At 46.2% G+C, this 20,059-nt stretch carries 14 protein-coding genes and 1 CRISPR repeat array (1 of these 15 cut by a window edge); of the genes, 7 read left to right on the top strand and 7 right to left on the bottom strand.

Annotation, left to right across the window (positions count from 1 at the left end; all coding sequences use genetic code 11):
• Positions 1–304: 304 nt before the first annotated feature.
• From H6F66_RS12475 to H6F66_RS12465, 3 genes are read right to left on the bottom strand one after another with little or no spacing between them, the layout of a single operon-like run.
• On the bottom strand, positions 305–763 hold the full coding sequence (locus H6F66_RS12475; protein WP_190421622.1) for a ferredoxin: 459 nt from the start codon (positions 761–763) through the stop codon (positions 305–307).
• Positions 763–1,149: a DUF1257 domain-containing protein gene (locus tag H6F66_RS12470; protein ID WP_190421620.1), complete on the bottom strand. Its 387-nt coding sequence runs from the start codon at positions 1,147–1,149 to the stop codon at positions 763–765. Before H6F66_RS12470 ends, H6F66_RS12475 begins: the two co-directional genes overlap by 1 nt.
• Positions 1,150–1,191: 42 nt before the next feature.
• Entirely contained in the window at positions 1,192–1,401 is a 210-nt protein-coding gene (locus H6F66_RS12465) for a DUF2997 domain-containing protein (RefSeq protein ID WP_190421675.1), read from the bottom strand.
• 471 nt (positions 1,402–1,872) lie between these two features.
• On the opposite strand from H6F66_RS12465, the gene H6F66_RS12460 reads away from it, so the two are divergent.
• On the top strand, positions 1,873–2,931 hold the full coding sequence (locus H6F66_RS12460) for a saccharopine dehydrogenase-like oxidoreductase (protein ID WP_242019165.1): 1,059 nt from the start codon (positions 1,873–1,875) through the stop codon (positions 2,929–2,931).
• Positions 2,932–3,000: 69 nt separating this feature from the next.
• Here H6F66_RS12460 and H6F66_RS12455 read toward each other — a convergent pair whose 3' ends face one another.
• The 4 genes from H6F66_RS12455 to H6F66_RS12440 form a co-directional block, all read right to left on the bottom strand.
• On the bottom strand, positions 3,001–3,588 hold the full coding sequence (locus tag H6F66_RS12455; RefSeq protein ID WP_190421618.1) for a hypothetical protein: 588 nt from the start codon (positions 3,586–3,588) through the stop codon (positions 3,001–3,003).
• Positions 3,589–3,748: 160 nt separating this feature from the next.
• Positions 3,749–4,975, bottom strand: coding sequence for a type II secretion system F family protein (locus H6F66_RS12450; RefSeq protein ID WP_190421616.1), 1,227 nt, complete (start codon positions 4,973–4,975; stop codon positions 3,749–3,751).
• 185 nt (positions 4,976–5,160) lie between these two features.
• A complete protein-coding gene (locus H6F66_RS12445; RefSeq protein WP_190421614.1) occupies positions 5,161–6,264 on the bottom strand; it encodes a type IV pilus twitching motility protein PilT in 1,104 nt (367 codons plus the stop codon).
• Between the two features lie 59 nt (positions 6,265–6,323).
• A complete protein-coding gene (locus tag H6F66_RS12440) occupies positions 6,324–8,315 on the bottom strand; it encodes a GspE/PulE family protein (RefSeq protein WP_190421612.1) in 1,992 nt (663 codons plus the stop codon).
• A gap of 824 nt (positions 8,316–9,139) precedes the next feature.
• Between H6F66_RS12440 and grpE the strand changes: the two genes are divergently transcribed.
• The 6 genes from grpE (at position 9,140) to rsgA (ending at position 14,602) form a co-directional block, all read left to right on the top strand.
• Positions 9,140–9,910 (top strand): nucleotide exchange factor GrpE, encoded by a 771-nt coding sequence (grpE, locus tag H6F66_RS12435; RefSeq protein WP_190421671.1) that lies wholly within the window; start codon positions 9,140–9,142, stop codon positions 9,908–9,910.
• The gene (locus H6F66_RS12430; RefSeq protein WP_190421610.1) at positions 9,910–10,056 is read left to right on the top strand and encodes a hypothetical protein; all 147 of its coding nucleotides are present in this window, start codon (positions 9,910–9,912) and stop codon (positions 10,054–10,056) included. The genes grpE and H6F66_RS12430 overlap by 1 nt, the downstream gene beginning before the upstream one ends.
• A gap of 2 nt (positions 10,057–10,058) precedes the next feature.
• Entirely contained in the window at positions 10,059–12,023 is a 1,965-nt protein-coding gene (gene dnaK / locus H6F66_RS12425; protein ID WP_190421608.1) for a molecular chaperone DnaK, read from the top strand.
• A gap of 98 nt (positions 12,024–12,121) precedes the next feature.
• Positions 12,122–13,249, top strand: a complete 1,128-nt coding sequence (dnaJ, locus tag H6F66_RS12420; protein ID WP_190421606.1) for a molecular chaperone DnaJ — start codon at positions 12,122–12,124, stop codon at positions 13,247–13,249.
• Positions 13,246–13,506, top strand: coding sequence for a sulfurtransferase TusA family protein (locus H6F66_RS12415; RefSeq protein ID WP_190421604.1), 261 nt, complete (start codon positions 13,246–13,248; stop codon positions 13,504–13,506). The genes dnaJ and H6F66_RS12415 overlap by 4 nt, the downstream gene beginning before the upstream one ends.
• Positions 13,507–13,516: 10 nt before the next feature.
• Positions 13,517–14,602 (top strand): small ribosomal subunit biogenesis GTPase RsgA, encoded by a 1,086-nt coding sequence (gene rsgA / locus H6F66_RS12410; protein ID WP_190421602.1) that lies wholly within the window; start codon positions 13,517–13,519, stop codon positions 14,600–14,602.
• A gap of 16 nt (positions 14,603–14,618) precedes the next feature.
• Positions 14,619–20,059: a CRISPR direct-repeat array (repeat unit 37 nt; unit sequence GTTTCAATCCCTGATAGGGATTTAGGACTTTTCCGGC); it runs 335 nt beyond the window's last position.

The raw sequence follows: 20,059 nt of genomic DNA, 5'->3' as shown, positions 1-20,059 counted from the left end.
GATCGCATCTTTAAATCGCCTCAAACCAATGGTTTGAGGTTTTGGGAAAGAGAATTTTCTGCCTAAAGTTAAAAAAGCTGTCACGGCGATCGCATTTTTCAATAAACTTTAATTAATAATTATTGCTGATCAAAAATTTTATCTAATCATAGATTAATTTCAAATATTAGTTCAGTTGGAGGCTATAGCAGCTATCCAACCACTTACCCCGCAAAAAGACACCACAGCTTATGAAGCTAAAAACCCTCAACAGCCAACTGCGATTGAGGGTTTTTTAGGAAGACAGCCATGTGCGCGAGCTTTGCTAATTAGCTGACTTTTGCTTTTTCTTGAGCTTTTGCTGCCGCTTTTTGGTAGCAGTAACAGCATGGTCAATCGGAAATCCAGCGATGGGTATGACTTGATACTGCCGCTCTTCTTCGAGCTTTTTCAGCTCCGTGTAATCGACCCAATGGATGCAATCAACAGGACAGGTATCAATGGCTTCTTGAACTACCTCTTCTGAATCTCCATCCTGGCGAACTACACGCGATCGCCCATATTCTGGCTCAATATAAAATGTATTCCGGGCAACATGGGCGCAGTGCTTACAACCAATACAAACTATTTCGTCAACATAGACTCCCTTTTGTCGCAGGCCGCCACCCAACTCCGGCTCCAAACCAGAACGTTCCGGTGCATCCCGCCAAATACCACCTAACTCTGGCTCTAGACCAGAACGCTCAGGAGTCTGCTCTATCACAGAGGGTGCTTCCTCAGACATTAGGCACTCCAGCGCTGCACGACTAGGCGGATAGAACCATCTTCATTTTGTTTTTGCTCAGCAACTTGAAAGCCCTGGTTAGCAGATTCTTTGATAACCGTATGGTAAGCGTAACGCTGAGTTATTTTATTAAGAAAACGATCCACAGACCCGACTTGCTGCCAATACTGTAGGTCAGCGACCAGTTCGTATTCTTGACCATTCCAGCTAAAGCCGAGGTCAGAACCATTGTCCTGCTCAATGACAACTTCGGCAGTACGGGTCTGACCGCGATAGCCTCGTACTGTGCTAGGACCAGACTTCCAGTCAATTCCCAAGTCTGTCAAAGCAGCTTCTAAAGAAGAAAGGTTACGGATTTGAGTTTTGATGTTGCTAAAGTGTGACATGGCGGTTTTTTCAAATGAATAAAGATGGATTAAACAAAAAAATTACCATTCGCTATAGGTGGCTTGGGTTGTCGCCACCGCATTTTGCTCAACAGCTAAGGCAAAAAATTCCGAAGTTGGCTCATTAGTGAGTACCACACCAAGCTGCGCTTCAATAGCGGCAGTCACTTCAGAGCAGGAGGCCCCGATGATTCCCGTGACTTTTTCCTGCACCCGTCCATCCGGATAAATGACAAACTCTAATGATTCCATGCTCATTGCTTAAGAAATCCAAGAAGTTAGGCGGCGGCAATAACCATAGTGCTGATGTTGCCGTATAAGACATCTTTCTAGGGACTGACTCCGGGGCATCTCACTAAATTAATGTTGTTCGATTGAATCAAAGCGACGCAAAACGTAACATAACTTAATGATTTGAGCGAGTCGTGCTTTTATTATTTGTCAGTGTCGCTTAACTTTACATCTCCGTCAAGATAGAGAATTATTTCAAAATCTGGTAAAAAAGCTTACAAGCATCTTGATCCCAGAGCTTGGCAGATGAATAGCAATAATACCTAGTCAGTGAGACTGGGAATTTAGGAGCTGGTAACAATAAATCCTCATGGTTGGAATAGAGAAAAAATTTGTTTGTTCTTTATGAACAAATTTCAGGTCTTGGATCGATTTTGGGATTGGGTCAATCAACCTAGATAATTAAAGTTTGTTCAGTTTCGGTAAGACGCTATGAGTGTTTCCATCAATCCAACTAGCTTGCACCCCCAGCCCCTCTCTCATCAAGGGAGAGGGGAGGAAAACCCTAATCCTATTAGAGTGGGCGTTCTGGGCTTCGGGGGACTGGGGCAGGCTGCTGCCAGAGTTCTTGCACCAAAACGCGAGATGATTTTGGTGGCGGCTGCTGACCAGAAAGGCTATGCCTACGCTGCCGCAGGGTTAGATCCAGATGCCAGCATTGCGACTTATCAAGCTCAAGGTTCGCTTGGTTATTTAGAGTCAGCAGGCACCCTCAGCAGCCAGAGCATTCAAGATTTAATTGAACAAGCAAACCCCGTGGATGGCTATTTTCTGGCCCTGCCGAATTTACCCAACACCTTTATGGCATCTGTGGCGCAGCAATTTATCCAGTCAGGTTGGCGGGGTGTTCTGGTAGATGCTATGAAGCGCACGAGTGCCGTCCAACAGATGTTGGCGCTCTCTGAGGAGCTCCAAGCGGCTGGAATTACTTATATGACTGGCTGCGGTGCGACACCAGGCTTGTTGACTGCGGCAGCTGCCTTAGCGGCGCAGAGCTATTCAGAAATCCACAGTGTCAAAATTACGTTTGGGGTAGGAATTGCTAATTGGGAAGCTTATCGGGCGACTATCCGGGAGGATATTGCTCATTTACCAGGTTACGATGTGGAACGCGCCAGAGGGATGAGCGATCGCGAGGTAGAAGCGTTGTTGGATGAAACCAATGGCATCCTGACTCTGGAGAATATGGAACACGCCGATGATGTGATGCTGGAACTAGCGGGAATTGTTGAACGCGATCGCGTCACGGTGGGTGGCGTTGTTGATACCCGCAATCCCAAAAAACCACTCAGCACTAATGTCCAAGTAACGGGGCGCACCTTTGAGGGCAAAATTTCCACCCATACCTTCACCCTTGGGGATGAAACCAGTATGGCAGCAAATGTTTGCGGCCCTGCCTTCGGTTATCTCAAAGCTGGCGTAGCGTTGCATCGGCGAGGCATCTACGGTTTGTTTACCGCTGCCGAAGTCATGCCGCAATTTGTAAAATAAAAAGGCAAAAAGCTAATTGCTAATTGTTTTTTATTACCATTAGCAATTAGCTTTTGTTACTTTTTGCCTTTATGAAGCTGGTGGACTTTTCGGCAAAAAGGTTTCCGATGCCTCCTCTTCAATATCCAAAGTTGGTGTCTGGATGACAAAGGGGAGACTTGCCCCCATTAAGCCCCGCTTAATCCTTTCTGGAGTTTCTTCAAAGACTACAAATAGGGGATAAATCTTTTGTGCGCCCTCGCTAAAAATGTGCTTATAGCGGTGAGGCATCACCCATTCATAATCTTTATCTAGCCAAACTTGGGTTTGCCGCCAGCGACTCAGCAAGTCGGAAAAGTCTTCTTGGGGACGGTGGATAAAAACAAATATTTCCACCCCCATTTTAATTTTCCACTCTGGATCGCACATCAAAATGGCGACATCAGAAGGTAGGCGAATTGCTTCATCTGTGTGCGTGACAACGCCGATATCTCCCTTTGGTACGCTGTGGCGAATACGCACTATTGGCAGAGGTATAGCGATCGCGCTTTCGTCTGCTCGCCGCATACTAGGAATCATCTCTAGATATGGGCGGTACTGCTTGAGCAATGCGATCGCGCCTGAGTGGTTACTGTACTCCGCCAAACTAGCTTCGTAATGGGATTGTTTAACAGACATGTTTTTATTTTCAATTTTATCTCGGAACATTTTTGATTATGTCCCTCAAAAAGCATAAGACAAAAGACACAAAAAATCAGAAATATTGGATTTCAAATAAATATCAAAATCTATTTTACCCTTCATCCTTTCTTTTGCCTTTTGCCTTTTGCCTTTTCATTTAGCCTAGTTTGTCAAACACTGCAAACATCGGTAGATACATGGAAAGCAAAATCACCGCTACCATCCCGGCTAACACCACCATCATAATTGGTTCAAGAATGCTGGTGAGTGCTTTCACAGCTTGCTCCACCTCATCTTCATAGAAGTCTGCCACTTTCATCATCATGGCATCTAGCTGACCAGTTTCTTCCCCAATACTAATCATTTGAATTGCTAGAACTGGGAAAACCTGCTCTTTTTGCAAAGCTAAGCTCATCATTCCACCCTGTTGAATGTCTAGCTTAGCTGCATCCACTGCATTCGCAATTACCTGGTTTCCGGCCGTATCTCTAACAATGTCCATACAAGTTAGAATTGGCACGCCAGAACGAGTCAAGGTGCCAAAAATGCGGCAAAAACGAGCGACGCATGATTTTTCATTCAAGTCACCCAACAGCGGCATTTTCAAGAAAAAACGATCCATAGTCAGACGACCAACGGGTGTCTTGTAGTACCATCTGTAGAGAATGGAGATAATTATCACAGCAGTTATGGGGATGAGCACCTGCCAACTTCTAAGAATTCCGCTGATCCACAGCATGAACAAAGTTAGCGCGGGTAATTCTGTTCCCAAATCTTGGAAAATGCCTGCAAAAATCGGTATCAAAAACACTGTCATACAGATAAATACAACGACTGCCAAAAATCCCACAGCCATTGGGTAAGCCATAGCCCCTTTGATTTGGTTTTGCAGTCGCGCCATATCTTCTAGTACCTTGGCTAAGCGGTTGAGTACCTCATCAAGGACACCTCCGACCTCACCAGCTTGTACCATACTGACGTAGAGATTATCGAAGCACTCCGGATGTTTACGCATGGCATCAGAGAGATTGACACCCTGCTGCACCTCAGCGCTAATTTCCACTAGAGCTTTTTTCAGCTTAGGATTGCTGCATTGCTCCGATAAAACGCCTAGACATCTAACAATAGCCACACCCGCATTCACCATAGCGGCAAATTGACGGGAAAAGACGGCTTTGTCCTTGACTGTAACTGAGGCTAAGGAAGTTTTGATGTCTTCCAGGCTTAATTTGCTGATGTCAAAGCTTTTACTTTCTCTAATATTTCCAACAGAAACCCACTTTTCGCGAAAGGCATCACGCGCATTAGCAACGGAGTCGGCAACAATTTTGTCTTTTTTAGCGGCTCCTGTAGAGTCACGCACATCAGCAATGTAGGTAGGCATAGCTCACCTCTGGATGAGAGAAGAAAGGTTAATGAGAGAATGAAAGGCGATCGCATATCGCCTGTTACGGTAGGATGAAGGTCAGAATTGGGAAAGATAAAGCTAGATGGAAGAATCTGATTGAGAGTTGATTCTTTTTTGTCCTTTCTTTCTTTAGCCTTCATTCCTCAGCCTTCATCCTTTAATTATCGAGCGCCTGCTTTGGCTCCAGCTGGAGCTGCACCGATGATCCGCTGTAGTTCGTCAGGTTTAGACGATTTGCCCATCGCCGCTTCAAAGGAGATGGAACCAGCTTTAACGTAGTTAGCTAGAGCCTGTTCCATCGTCTGCATCCCCAATTTTGCTCCGGTCTGGATTGCCGAGTAAATTTGAGCGGTTTTGCCTTCTCGAATCAAGTTAGCGATCGCAGGTGTCACAAGCATGATTTCCTGAGCCATCACCCGACCATATTCACCGGCTTTCGGGTTATGCTTAGGCACCAAACATTGACTGAAGACTGCCAACAATGAACCAGACAACTGAGCGCGGATTTGCGGCTGTTGCTCTGGAGGGAACACGTCCAGTATGCGGTCGATGGTGCCAGCTGCTGAGCTGGTGTGCAACGTACCGAACACCAAGTGACCAGTTTCAGCCGCTGAAACCGCTAGAGAAATCGTCTCCAGGTCGCGCATTTCCCCCACCAGAATAATATCTGGGTCTTCCCGGAGCGCCGCTTTCAAGGCATTAGCAAAGCTCTTGGTATCTTCGCCTTTTTGACGCTGGTGAAACAAGCTCTTGATGTTTGGGAAAACATATTCAATCGGGTCTTCCACTGTTAAAATGTGTTCCGCCCGCGTCCGGTTGATCAAGTCGATCATCGCAGCGAGAGTAGTGGTTTTCCCGGAACCCGTCTGTCCTGTCACCAATACCAATCCCCTTGGTCTGTGAGTCAATTCCCGTACAACATCTGGCAAACCCAGTTGATCAAAGTTAGGAATTTTAGAAGACAAAGCTCTCAGACACGCTGCGTAGTAACCCCGTTCTTTGTAAACATTGACCCGGAAGCGAGCTAAACCTTTTACCCCATAAGAGCAATCCAGTTCCCAGTTTTGTTCCAAATCTTTACGCTGCGTGTTGTTCAGCATACTAAAAATCAGTTTCTGGCACTCTTGGGGGGGAAGCGGCTCGGTACCGATAGGGGTCAATTTCCCACTGATGCGGAAGTATACTGGCGCTCCTGCTTGGAGGTGCATATCTGAGCCACCCATTTCGATGAGTTGCTCCATCAAGTCTTCAATCATTAATTCCATTAGGCTGTCTCCTTTGTTTGTCCGTTGCTAATTGCTAATTGCTAGTTTGTTTAGTCCGTTTAGTCTGCAAAGCGAGGTGTCATACAGTAAGGACAATCTAACCACTCTGGTTTTAACTCAGCAGTGCAAGTTTTACACTCAAGACCGCTCTTGCGCTTGGCTTTAAGTTCTGCCTCCAGACCGGCATCAGTAAACGTTACCCGCTCTACTTCTTCAAGAGTTGTATGGCCCTCGCGTACCAGCTGTAAGCTGTATGCCAACAAGGTCTTCATTCCCTGTTCCACAGCCAGTTCTTTGATGCGCTCTGTGGGCGCACCTTGGCTGATTAAGGTTTGTAGCTCCTCGGTCACGCGCATGACTTCATAGACACCTACGCGACCTTTGTAGCCAATACCATTACATTTTTGGCACAAGTTGCCTTGGGCTTTGGCTTCCTTAGCTTCATCGGGTGCTAAGGTATTGGCTTTGTAGAAGGTAATATCTTCAAGGTTAGAAGCCGATAGACCAAATCGCTCCAGTTCAGCTTTGCTGGGGGTAAAGGGAGCGCGACAATCGCTACAAACGCGCCTCATCAGACGTTGTGCTAAGACTCCAATCAAGGAACCGGATACCATGAATGGCTCAATGCCCATTTCGTCTAAGCGAGCGATCGCACCTGCTGCATCATTGGTGTGTAGCGTTGTCAGTACCAAGTGTCCGGTGAGTGCTGCTTCAATTGCCGTTTTTGCCGTTTCTTTGTCCCGCGTCTCGCCCACCAGAATCACATCCGGGTCTTGTCGCATGAACGCCCGCAAAATCGAAGAAAAGTCCATTCCCTTTTCTCGAATCACCTGCACCTGGGTAATCCCCGGCAAGGCATACTCGATCGGGTCTTCCGCCGTACTGATATTAATCCCCGGATCGTTCCGTTCTGCCAAAACTGAGTACAAGGTGGTAGACTTACCAGACCCGGTTGGCCCTGTCACCAAAATTAAGCCAAAGGGACGGCTTGCCATCTCTCTGACAATATCTAGGGATTCTTGATCGGAAATTAATTTATCCAAACCCAGCTGAGTAGCAGAGTTATCCAAAATCCGCAATACTACCTTTTCACCGTAGCGACTAGGTAAGGTGTTCACCCGAAAGTCAACTTTGCGTCCCTCAAACACCCGCCGGATACGACCATCTTGGGGCATCCGCCGCTCGGCGATGTCTAGCTCAGCAATAATTTTGAAGCGGGCAGTGACAGCTGGGATGATTTGTTTGGGCAAGTGATCGAAGGCTTGCTGTAACACCCCATCTTTACGAAAGCGAATGCGTAAGTATTCTTCTTGGGGTTCAACGTGAATGTCTGAAACCTTTTCTTGCAGAGCCTTGAGCAGGATTTTATTGACCAAGTTAATGATCGGTTTATCTTCTGCCTGCTCCTTACTGATGTCACCATCATCTTCATCAGGTGCATCTTCTAAAACGCCAAAACTTTCAATAACGTCTGAGACATCAGTCTGCTTTTGAAGTCGAGCTGCTTCCTCGTTTTTTACTTTTTCATCTCGATATTGGTTAATCAGATGCAAATAGTCTTCCCGCGTAATCACCATTCGCTGCAACCCAATTCCTTGAGGTCGCAAGATGCGGTTAAGGTCGTCTTGAGCGGCTAGATTATCGGGATCGACCATTGCCACTAGCACAGAGGGCGGCTCGGAGTCGTTTTTGGATAATGGCACCAGTTGATAGCGACTACAAATATCAATTGGAATCAGGGTTTCAATCAAAGCGCGCAGCTGCCCAGTCGGAATCTGGCTGATTTCCGGATCTAGCGATTCCACACCGTAAAGTATTTTTAGCTCAAACAGCTGTTGTTTTTTGTATTGGCGCAGTAAATCTGGGGGCAAAGCCCGCCCTGTAATCGATTCTAGGACTTCTGTTAGGGGTCTACCAGACTTCCGGCTTTCGACCATAGCCTGCCGCATCTGGTCGGCATCAACTAAGCCCTGCTGAATCACCTTCATGCCGAAGGGCGAAAATTCGTTGCGGACAGCAAGGGCGCGATTTCGTGGTGAAGATTGAGTCATAGAGGCGCGATCATACCTTATATTACAGATTGTTCCCAAAACGATCAGCAAAATTGCAATTTTTCAGTTAAAACTACTTTGTTGTTGGGCAACCAAGTTGGGGCTGTTCCAGGCAGCAGTATTAAAGACCATGCCTTCATCCATTTTGAGCGGGTACGGTGCTTTTATGGGAAAAGCACCGCTTTCAAAGCAGATGGTGCTTTCAAGAGCAGTAAGCAGTAATACCTGTAGAACGGTGCTGTAAGTTTAAGATGTAAGACAAGCCGGAGGATTTTGATTCCGGGATGGCTTAAATATTGGTGTCAGCACAAACGCTTTTATTTGTCTAGGGATGCAACATTCTCGATGATAGCCAAAAGCCCAGTATTACGAGCAAGATTGTTTTAATATATTATTTTGCAATAAAACCATAGTGGAATGTCTAGATTCTCCTATCTGGTAGGCGCGCTTAGTTAATGGGCATAAGCGGATTCGTTACACTAATGTTACACAAGTCCAGTTTATACTAGCGTATTACGCCCAAATGCCAGCGGAGGGAGTAGGTTGGCTCAATGCCAATAAAAGCGCCCTGATATCGGTTGCATAACTTGTTAGTTTTAGACAAGTAAAGCGATCGCAGTGTCCAAAAGTGTTGGCATGATGCCCTGGAACACTATTCTAGAAAAAGGAGGTTCCTGTCGCACCCCTTTACCAATTATTCCGATCTACTCCGGCTGCGGGCCACTGACCCAGATTCCTTATCATAAGATGGTACGGGCGATAGTCAAGACAGGACTAACAAACAAGCAAGTGTGAGCAGTCTCAAAACTTGGGATGAGAGCCGAATGAACGAGGAAGAAAATCAGCAAGATAACACTTCACTTCGGGTTGATGACCCAATGGTGGTAGAGGGAATGGGGAATGAACCATTATCTGAAACAGGAAACATGAGTGGAGAACTGGATTTAGACGTGCAAGTAGAAGGGGACCAAGTATCTGATGCGGTACCAGAAGCCTCTGCAACATCAAGGGAAGCCGAAGCCGATCAAAACGCACAAGAGGGCGATTCATCTGCTAGTGAGGCATTGAAGCGGGAACTAGAGGCAACCAGAGCGCAACTGGAAGAGCGCACCCAGCAGTGCGAGTCTTTCAAAACGCAGTATATGAGGATTGCGGCAGATTTTGAAAATTTCCGCAAGCGGAACCTCAAAGAAAAAGAAGACTCGGAGGTGCAAGTAAAACGCGCCATGATAACAGAATTACTGCCAGTGGTGGATAATTTTGAAAGGGCGCGATCGCAAATCAAACCCCAAACAGACGGAGAATGGAGCATTCACAAAAGCTACCAAGGGGTATACAAACAGCTGGCAGACGGACTCAAGCGGATTGGAGTATCTCCCATGCGTCCGGAAGGACAAGAATTTGATCCGAATCTCCACGAGGCGGTGATGCGTGAACCAACTGATGAATATCCAGAAGGAGCCGTGATCGAACAGCTGGTGCGGGGATATTTTATAGGCGATCGCGTCTTGCGCCACGCCCTAGTTAAAGTTGCTGCGGCTCGTGACCCCGTGGTACCCTCAGAGGAAGGCAATCGGTCAGAGCAGGAAAGTTAATGGACTTTGACGCACTGGATCGACGCTTATTGGCATTAGTAATTACAATCAAGTTGATGGAAATCTTGGGCGAAGTCAGAATCGTCCAAGGTAAACAATTTAACGGTTACTCAACAAATCTTCTTGCACACCTTCACTACAGCTAGCTATGGGAAAAGTCATTGGCATCGACCTCGGCACGACCAATAGTTGCGTGGCTGTTTTAGAGGGGGGTCAACCGATCGTCATCTCTAACACAGAAGGTGGAAGAACGACCCCTAGTATGGTGGGATTTGGGAAAGGGGGCGATCGCTTAGTAGGACAACTGGCAAAGCGGCAAGCTGTAACTAATGCGGAAAACACAGTTTACAGCATCAAACGCTTTATCGGTCGCCGCTGGGATGACACCGAAATAGAGCGATCGCGCGTACCCTACACCTGCATCAAAGGTCGGGACGATACCGTTGATGTTCAGATTCGGGGACGCAACTACACCCCTCAAGAAATCTCCGCGATGATCCTGCAAAAACTCAAGCAGGATGCCGAAAACTTTCTGGGCGAACAAGTAGATCAGGCAGTAATCACCGTACCTGCCTACTTTACAGATGCCCAACGGCAAGCCACCAAAGATGCTGGAACCATTGCCGGTCTGGAAGTTCTACGGATCATCAACGAACCCACAGCAGCTGCACTCGCCTACGGACTGGATAAACAAGATCAAGAACAGCGCATCCTAGTATTTGACTTAGGCGGCGGCACCTTCGACGTTTCCGTTCTGCAACTCGGTGATGGCGTTTTTGAAGTCAAAGCCACAAGCGGTAACAACCATCTAGGTGGAGATGACTTTGACAACTGCATCGTCCTCTGGATGATAGAAAACTTCAAAAAGCAAGAGAAAATTGACCTGGGAACCGATAAAATGGCTCTCCAGCGGCTGCGAGAAGCAGCTGAAAAAGCCAAAATTGAGCTTTCCAACATGGGCAGCACCTCCATAAATTTGCCCTTCATCACCGCCGATGACACTGGGCCAAAACATTTGGAGATGGAACTAAGCCGCGCCCAGTTTGAAGAACTGGTAAATTATCTGGTAGAAGGCACAATTGAGCCAGTTAGTCAAGCCATCAAGGACAGTGGTTTAACGCCAAATGAAATTGACCGCATTATCCTGGTGGGAGGTTCCACCCGGATTCCAGCCGTTCAGGATGCTATCAAGAAGTTTTTTGGCGGGAAAACACCCGATCGCTCAGTCAACCCCGACGAAGCAGTAGCACTGGGAGCAGCAATTCAAGGCGGCGTGTTAAGCGGCGAAGTTGAGGATCTGCTGCTATTAGACGTTGCCCCCCTGAGCTTGGGTATCGAAACTTTGGGAGAAGTGTTCACAAAAATTATTGAACGCAATACCACAATTCCCACCACAAAATCCCAAGTCTTTTCCACCGCCACAGACGGACAAACAAGCGTGGAAATTCACGTCTTGCAGGGTGAACGGGCAATGGCTCGTGACAACAAAAGTTTGGGGAAATTCCTCCTAGCAGGAATTCCCCCTGCCCCCAGAGGCGTACCCCAAATTGAAGTGTCCTTTGAAATCGGCGTTGACGGGATTCTCAAAGTATTAGCTCAAGACAAAGGTACTGGGCGAGAGCAGAGTATCCGAATTACCAATACAGGCGGCTTGAGTGCTACCGAAGTTGAACGGATGCGGCTAGAAGCTGAAACCTTTGCCGAAGACGACCGTCGTCGGGTGCAAGTGGTTGAGTTGAAAAACCAGCTTGATAGCCTGTTCTACAGCTATGAATCGACGTTAAATGACAACGGGGATCTCGTTAGCGAGGATTTGAAGACGCAGGTGAATCAAAAGGGCATACAGGCAAGAACCGCACTGGCGAATCCCTCGATTAGTGTTGAGGAGATAAAACAGCAAATTGAAGAGTTTCAACAGGCGCTGTTTGCTATTGGGGCTGCTGTTTACCAGAAAGCTAACAACGGACGCGAGTCAGTGCAGGATTACGAGAGTGTAGAAGGTGGTATAGCCCCATTCCAAAACACGCCTGACGGCACAATAAACGAAGAAGACGATTTCATCAATTTTGATGATGACAACACTGTAACTGCCGACTACGAGGCAGTTGACTAAAAGAGTTAGGAGTTAAGGGCTAGGAATTAATAACTCATAACTCCTAACTCCTAACTCCTAACTTTCATCAACCCCTATCCCCAACCAAGCAGCGTTCTATGGCCCGCGACTACTATGAAATTCTCGGGGTTTCCCGTGACACAGATAAAGAAGAAATTAAGCGTGCCTACCGCCGTCTGGCTCGAAAGTATCACCCAGACGTAAATAAAGAGCCAGGGGCGGAAGAACGCTTTAAAGAAATTAACCGAGCCTACGAAGTCCTCTCGGAACCAGAGACACGCGCTCGCTACGATCGCTTTGGTGAGGCAGGAGTGGCTTCTGGTGTCGGTGCAGGTCCAGACTTAGGCGATATGGGCAACTTTGCCGATATCTTTGAAAGCTTCTTCAGCGGTTTTGCTGGCGGGATGGGTCAGACAGCGACCAGGAAACGCAGCGGTCCAGTTCGCGGTGACGATTTGCGCTTGGATCTGAAATTGGAATTCCGGGAAGCTGTATTTGGGGGGGAAAAAGAAATTCGGATTCCCCATTTGGAAACCTGTAATGTCTGCAATGGTGCTGGTGCAAAGCCGGGAACGCGAGCCAAAACTTGTCCCACATGCACCGGTTCCGGTCAAGTGCGCCGCGCTACCAGGACACCTTTCGGTAGCTTTACTCAAGTTTCTGTGTGTCCCAGCTGTAACGGCGAGGGACAGGTGATTGAGGAAAAGTGTGAAGGGTGTGGTGGCAACGGAAGAAAACAGGAAACTAAGAAGCTGAAAATTACCATCCCTCCTGGGGTAGATAATGGAACTCGCTTGCGAGTTTCTAAAGAAGGAGACGCTGGTTTGCGCGGTGGCCCTCCGGGAGATTTGTACGTTTATTTGTTTGTTGAGGAAGACGCAGAGTTTCAGCGGGATGGGATTAACATCCTGTCAGAAATTAAGATTAGCTACTTGCAGGCGATTTTAGGTTGTCGTCTGGAAGTTAATACAGTTGATGGGCCAGTAGAATTGACGATTCCGTCTGGAACTCAGCCGAATACGGTGCAGATGCTGGAAAACCACGGTGTGCCTAAGTTAGGAAACCCGGTGAGTCGGGGAGATCAACTGATTACGGTGGGAATTGATATTCCGACTCGGATTACGGCTGAGGAAAGGGAACTGCTGGAGAAATTAGCTAAAATAAAAGGCGATCGCACTGGCAAAGGAGGGATAGAAGGATTCTTGGGAGGATTCTTCAAGGGATGAACAATCCAACAGCTTCGCTAGGTCTGCCAGACGAAGAGATGGATTTGCGTGGGACACCTTGCCCGATTAATTTTGTCCGCACTAAACTCCGCTTGGAAAAAATGGCACCGGGAGCCTTGTTAGAAGTGTGGCTAGATCCAGGGGAACCGATAGAGCAGGTTCCTGATAGTTTAGCAATGGCAGGCTACACGGTAGAGCAAGTTGAAGACCGTGCTGGCTTTTTTGCGCTGAAGGTGCGTCGTCCTCATGAGTTATGAGTTATGAGTTATGAGTTCTGAGCTAGAAGAACCACTCAGTACTCAAGACTCAGCACTCAGCACTGTGTTGGGTACTGTGCTGGCTGTGCAGGCAAATTTCTATCAGGTGAGGTTGGAGGAGAGTCGGGACGCGATTCAGGAATTGCTGTGTACTAGGCGATCGCGTCTGAAAAAAATTGGTCAGAAGGTGATGGTGGGCGATCGCGTAATTGTTGAGGAACCAGATTGGGCTGGCGGACGAGGCGCAATATCGCAAGTTTTGCCCCGCCAAACGGAACTGGATCGTCCCCCAATTGCCAATGCTAATCAAATTTTGCTGGTTTTTGCTTTGGCAGATCCACCGCTAGATCCCTACCAACTCAGTAAATTTCTCGTGAAGGCAGAATCTACCGATTTGGATGTCTGTCTTTGCCTGAATAAAAGCGATTTAGTCTCACAGGAGCAAGTCCAGCAGTGGCGCGATCGCTTGCACGGATGGGGCTACCAACCCATCTTTATCAGCGTCCATGTTCGCATGGGGATGGAGGAACTGCAAGCCCAGCTCAATGACAAAATTACTGTCTTTGCTGGGCTTTCTGGAGTTGGAAAGTCTAGTATTGTAAACTATTTTATTGAAGATGTCAATTTGAGAGTGGCGGAAGTTTCTGGGAAACTCAGCCGGGGTCGTCACACGACGCGACACGTAGAACTGTTTGAACTGCCGACAGGTGGACTGCTGGCAGATACTCCAGGCTTCAATCAGCCAGACTTGGACTGTCTGCCAGAGGAGTTAGTCCAATATTTTCCCGAAGCGCAGAAGCGGCTAGAAGTGGGAAGATGTCAATTTAGCGACTGTCTGCATCGCGATGAGCCGAATTGTGCAGTTAGTGGAGATTGGGAGCGTTACGAGCATTATCTAGATTTTTTGGAAGATGCGATCGCTCGCAGCGAACATCTCCACCAACAATCCGATCCTGATGCCGCTATGAAGGAGAAAACCAAGGGCAAAGGGCAAAACCAATACGAACCCAGGCTGAACACTAAAAAATATCGTCGTCCTTCCCGTCGCACTCAACAGCAAGCGCTACAAGAATTTTATCAAGACCCAGATAGTTGATGTGAGCGATCGCTAGGACATCCAACTTGATAGGGATTTGAGAGTTTTCCGGCTGTTTGGGCGTTGGTTGGTGCGTAGCGTCCGGTGCCGTTTCAATCCCTGATAGGGATTTAAGAGTTTTCCGGCTTCATTAATCCTTTCATTAATTCTTTAGTCATGACTGAGTTTCAATCCCTGATAGGGATTTAAGAGTTTTCCGGCAACCCCGGATTTTTTGGGCGCTTGCTTTTTATGAATGTTTCAATCCCTGATAGGGATTTAAGAGTTTTCCGGCTTTAGGGGGAATGTGGAAGTCTAAAGTTGACCAAAAGTTTCAATCCCTGATAGGGATTTAAGAGTTTTCCGGCCCAAGATAGCTGAGAGGCTTTATGTTTGTCAAGTGTTTCAATCCCTGATAGGGATTTAAGAGTTTTCCGGCAGATTCATTGCTGAGCCACAGACCATCCTCGGAGTTTCAATCCCTGATAGGGATTTAAGAGTTTTCCGGCTAGGGAGCATCCCTTCCAGCTACGGTCAATCTTGTTTCAATCCCTGATAGGGATTTAAGAGTTTTCCGGCAAAATTTTGGTGGGGCGAAGGACTGTGGTATCGCGTTTCAATCCCTGATAGGGATTTAAGAGTTTTCCGGCTTTAACAAATGTGATTTACTTACCCGGAACTGAGGGGTTTCAATCCCTGATAGGGATTTAAGAGTTTTCCGGCCTTTGAAATCATGGCGAAGTACGCCAACCTTGGCGTTTCAATCCCTGATAGGGATTTAAGAGTTTTCCGGCTGAGTAAACTTGAGGATGCAATTTACAAATCAATTGTTTCAATCCCTGATAGGGATTTAAGAGTTTTCCGGCTTACATTTCTACAATACTAGCTTCCAATTCTCCAGTTTCAATCCCTGATAGGGATTTAAGAGTTTTCCGGCGCGACGGGCGTGGCGGTTGCTGCGGTTTATGTGGTTTCAATCCCTGATAGGGATTTAAGAGTTTTCCGGCTTCTGAGGGTCTAGCTACAAAATGATGACGTTTTGGTTTCAATCCCTGATAGGGATTTAAGAGTTTTCCGGCGCCAGGAACAGGCTTTAAAGCTGATTCAAAGCTTGGTTTCAATCCCTGATAGGGATTTAGGACTTTTCCGGCTTAGAGCAGAGTAATGCAAGACGGGATTATTATTATGTTTCAATCCCTGATAGGGATTTAGGACTTTTCCGGCTCTTCTGAGCCTCAGCCTCAGCTTTAATTTGGTCGTTTCAATCCCTGATAGGGATTTAGGACTTTTCCGGCTTTCAAGCCATGAACCGGAGTCAACTAGCACCGATGTTTCAATCCCTGATAGGGATTTAGGACTTTTCCGGCATATTTTACTCAATCCAGATGTATGTAGAGGTTTCGTTTCAATCCCTGATAGGGATTTAGGACTTTTCCGGCTTTCAAGACATCCTGTAGAGTCAGATTGTCAAAGTAAGTTTCAATCCCTGATAGGGATTTAGGACTTTTCCGGCAGGAAAATTGACTTATAAATCCAGTAAGATAACTGTTTCAATCCCTGATAGGGATTTAGGACTTTTCCGGCTGGGCAAGTGTAAGAAAAGCAATCGCTCTAAAATGTTTCAATCCCTGATAGGGATTTAGGACTTTTCCGGCTTTTGTTTCCCCCTCACTTTCCAAGCGCTTATCATAGTTTCAATCCCTGATAGGGATTTAGGACTTTTCCGGCTCTACATATACATTCTCTATGCTGTACCTGTAAGTTTCAATCCCTGATAGGGATTTAGGACTTTTCCGGCAAAATAGCAATTCCTGAGTTAAATATTTTATTTGGTTTCAATCCCTGATAGGGATTTAGGACTTTTCCGGCAAAACAGTGATCAAGCAAGAGAGCTGATGAAAGGTTTCAATCCCTGATAGGGATTTAGGACTTTTCCGGCACTGTGTACTTCTCTATGTAATACACAATTAGATGTTTCAATCCCTGATAGGGATTTAGGACTTTTCCGGCTCTACTGTGCAATGCCGGAGTATGCAATACAATTTGTTTCAATCCCTGATAGGGATTTAGGACTTTTCCGGCTCTGCTCCCAATATTGGCAATGCGGGTTTGAATAAGTTTCAATCCCTGATAGGGATTTAGGACTTTTCCGGCGGATGTGCATAATCTGAATTACCTTTTTCACGAGTGTTTCAATCCCTGATAGGGATTTAGGACTTTTCCGGCTCAAACGTTTCCTCCACTGGCAGACGGGGCAGAGTTTCAATCCCTGATAGGGATTTAGGACTTTTCCGGCAAACCAGGTCGTAGCAATCAAGCAAACCATAACTTCCTGTTTCAATCCCTGATAGGGATTTAGGACTTTTCCGGCTTTCTGTGCTTCCGTTTGAGCCGCTTGCGATGCTTGAGTTTCAATCCCTGATAGGGATTTAGGACTTTTCCGGCTCGAATATCTGGTGATTCTGCCACCTTTCTCTCTGTTTCAATCCCTGATAGGGATTTAGGACTTTTCCGGCATTAGAATGGAGAAATACAGATGCCTAAGCCTAAATTGTTTCAATCCCTGATAGGGATTTAGGACTTTTCCGGCAGCGGTAGGAAAGGAAGCTAAAGGGAAGTATAAGGTTTCAATCCCTGATAGGGATTTAGGACTTTTCCGGCAAAACTTTATTTTTTCCGCTTTTTAGAAACTCGTTTGTTTCAATCCCTGATAGGGATTTAGGACTTTTCCGGCTTGGGGTCTTCCGGCTCCGGATTGGGGGGAGGGGGAGGTTTCAATCCCTGATAGGGATTTAGGACTTTTCCGGCTCAAAGCGTGCGAAAGGGGAACTATTACGCGATAATGTTTCAATCCCTGATAGGGATTTAGGACTTTTCCGGCCTTTGTTGATTGCTGGCTCAGCTCCCCTGCTCATGTTTCAATCCCTGATAGGGATTTAGGACTTTTCCGGCTTAACATAAAACTCAGGAAATTTTCTGCTCTCAGTTTCAATCCCTGATAGGGATTTAGGACTTTTCCGGCATATTTTAATCACTAAAGCTATAGTAGCCATAACAAAGTTTCAATCCCTGATAGGGATTTAGGACTTTTCCGGCTCTGAAACCTGCTCTGCATAAGCCTTATGCTTATCCCAGTTTCAATCCCTGATAGGGATTTAGGACTTTTCCGGCTTCCTCAGCCTTCCGGGTTTTCCGGGCTTTCCAAAGTTTCAATCCCTGATAGGGATTTAGGACTTTTCCGGCAGGTCAGATACTCAAAAGCAAAGGAATTAATTTGTTTCAATCCCTGATAGGGATTTAGGACTTTTCCGGCATTGCGAATTTTGAGAGAGATAGAGAAATCTCTCAGTTTCAATCCCTGATAGGGATTTAGGACTTTTCCGGCATTGGAAAGCAGTAAATGATTCTTCTGGTGGTGGTTTCAATCCCTGATAGGGATTTAGGACTTTTCCGGCTTCCCATTTGACCTTTTTGGCTCTCCTAATGTTTGTTTCAATCCCTGATAGGGATTTAGGACTTTTCCGGCTCGGCAGTTTCCAAAATATATGCCCGTTGCCATTCCGCGTTTCAATCCCTGATAGGGATTTAGGACTTTTCCGGCAAGAGATTAATGAAATTATGGCATAAATACGGAAGTTTCAATCCCTGATAGGGATTTAGGACTTTTCCGGCTCAATTACTTTGTTTGTGTTTGTAACCTCGTCTAAGTTTCAATCCCTGATAGGGATTTAGGACTTTTCCGGCTTGGTTTTATCCGGGCTAGGTTTACTAAAAATAGTTTCAATCCCTGATAGGGATTTAGGACTTTTCCGGCGTCGTATTTTCCAAGTATATATGTTGCCATTTCGCGTTTCAATCCCTGATAGGGATTTAGGACTTTTCCGGCTCTAGTGTTTCTACATTTGCTGGATTAATCCGCGTTTCAATCCCTGATAGGGATTTAGGACTTTTCCGGCTATAATTCCCAATCGTTCCCGCGCCTTCAGTTGCGTTTCAATCCCTGATAGGGATTTAGGACTTTTCCGGCATGAGGAGTACCACCCCAGGAAGAATGAATCATAATTTGATGTTTCAATCCCTGATAGGGATTTAGGACTTTTCCGGCTGTATCTTTCTGGGCGCTTCCTGCGCCTGCTCAGTTTCAATCCCTGATAGGGATTTAGGACTTTTCCGGCTATGGGGCGATGATTACTTCAATGGATGAGCAAGCGTTTCAATCCCTGATAGGGATTTAGGACTTTTCCGGCGATAATTAAATTCCCCTTCATAATAGCAGGGATATTTGTTTCAATCCCTGATAGGGATTTAGGACTTTTCCGGCATAAAAATCCAATTGACACTTCAATTGGCATTAGGTTTCAATCCCTGATAGGGATTTAGGACTTTTCCGGCAAGCGATCGCATCCTTACAGCGGCAAATTCTAGGTTTCAATCCCTGATAGGGATTTAGGACTTTTCCGGCGCCTAGGTGAAGCGATTGTAAATAAATATTAATGTTTCAATCCCTGATAGGGATTTAGGACTTTTCCGGCCTTGTAGACCTTCACTTGTATGCTCCTAGCTGTCAAAGTTTCAATCCCTGATAGGGATTTAGGACTTTTCCGGCGCTGCGATTTATTCGCGTTCTTGAATTTAGATATGTTTCAATCCCTGATAGGGATTTAGGACTTTTCCGGCCTTTTCAATTAAGCTGGCCTTTTTAGTAATTGATTGTTTCAATCCCTGATAGGGATTTAGGACTTTTCCGGCTAGACAGAAGCCAAGCCCATCGAGTTTCAATCCCTGATAGGGATTTAGGACTTTTCCGGCTCCATAAGTACCACGAGGCTGGTTTACAGAAAAAGAGTTTCAATCCCTGATAGGGATTTAGGACTTTTCCGGCGCAGATGGGTAAGCGTGGGGCCGTTCTTTCTTATGTTTCAATCCCTGATAGGGATTTAGGACTTTTCCGGCTTGCTTATAATCAAGCTAAAACTATGTTCTGTAGGTTTCAATCCCTGATAGGGATTTAGGACTTTTCCGGCGGATAAAACGCAGTTGCAAGTCGAGAGCAACTAGTTTCAATCCCTGATAGGGATTTAGGACTTTTCCGGCGTGATTTTTTCAGTAGCCTCAGCATAGGTATAAGCAGTTTCAATCCCTGATAGGGATTTAGGACTTTTCCGGCTTATCATATATGCAAAGGCGTTTTTCACTTTCGGGGGGTTTCAATCCCTGATAGGGATTTAGGACTTTTCCGGCTAAAATTAGCAGCAATCGAAGATTTTATATACTTCGTTTCAATCCCTGATAGGGATTTAGGACTTTTCCGGCGCCCTATTTCAGAGGTAACAAAACGAACAATTTTGTTTCAATCCCTGATAGGGATTTAGGACTTTTCCGGCGCGCATACTGCGCCTCCATTGACAAATAGGACATGTTTCAATCCCTGATAGGGATTTAGGACTTTTCCGGCTTTAGGAGTTCATCCTTGTCTTG

This window comes from Trichocoleus sp. FACHB-6 (assembly GCF_014695815.1).
GTDB lineage: Bacteria > Cyanobacteriota > Cyanobacteriia > Cyanobacteriales > FACHB-T130 > Funiculus > Funiculus sociatus.
This window is presented reverse-complemented; position numbering and strand designations above follow the sequence as displayed.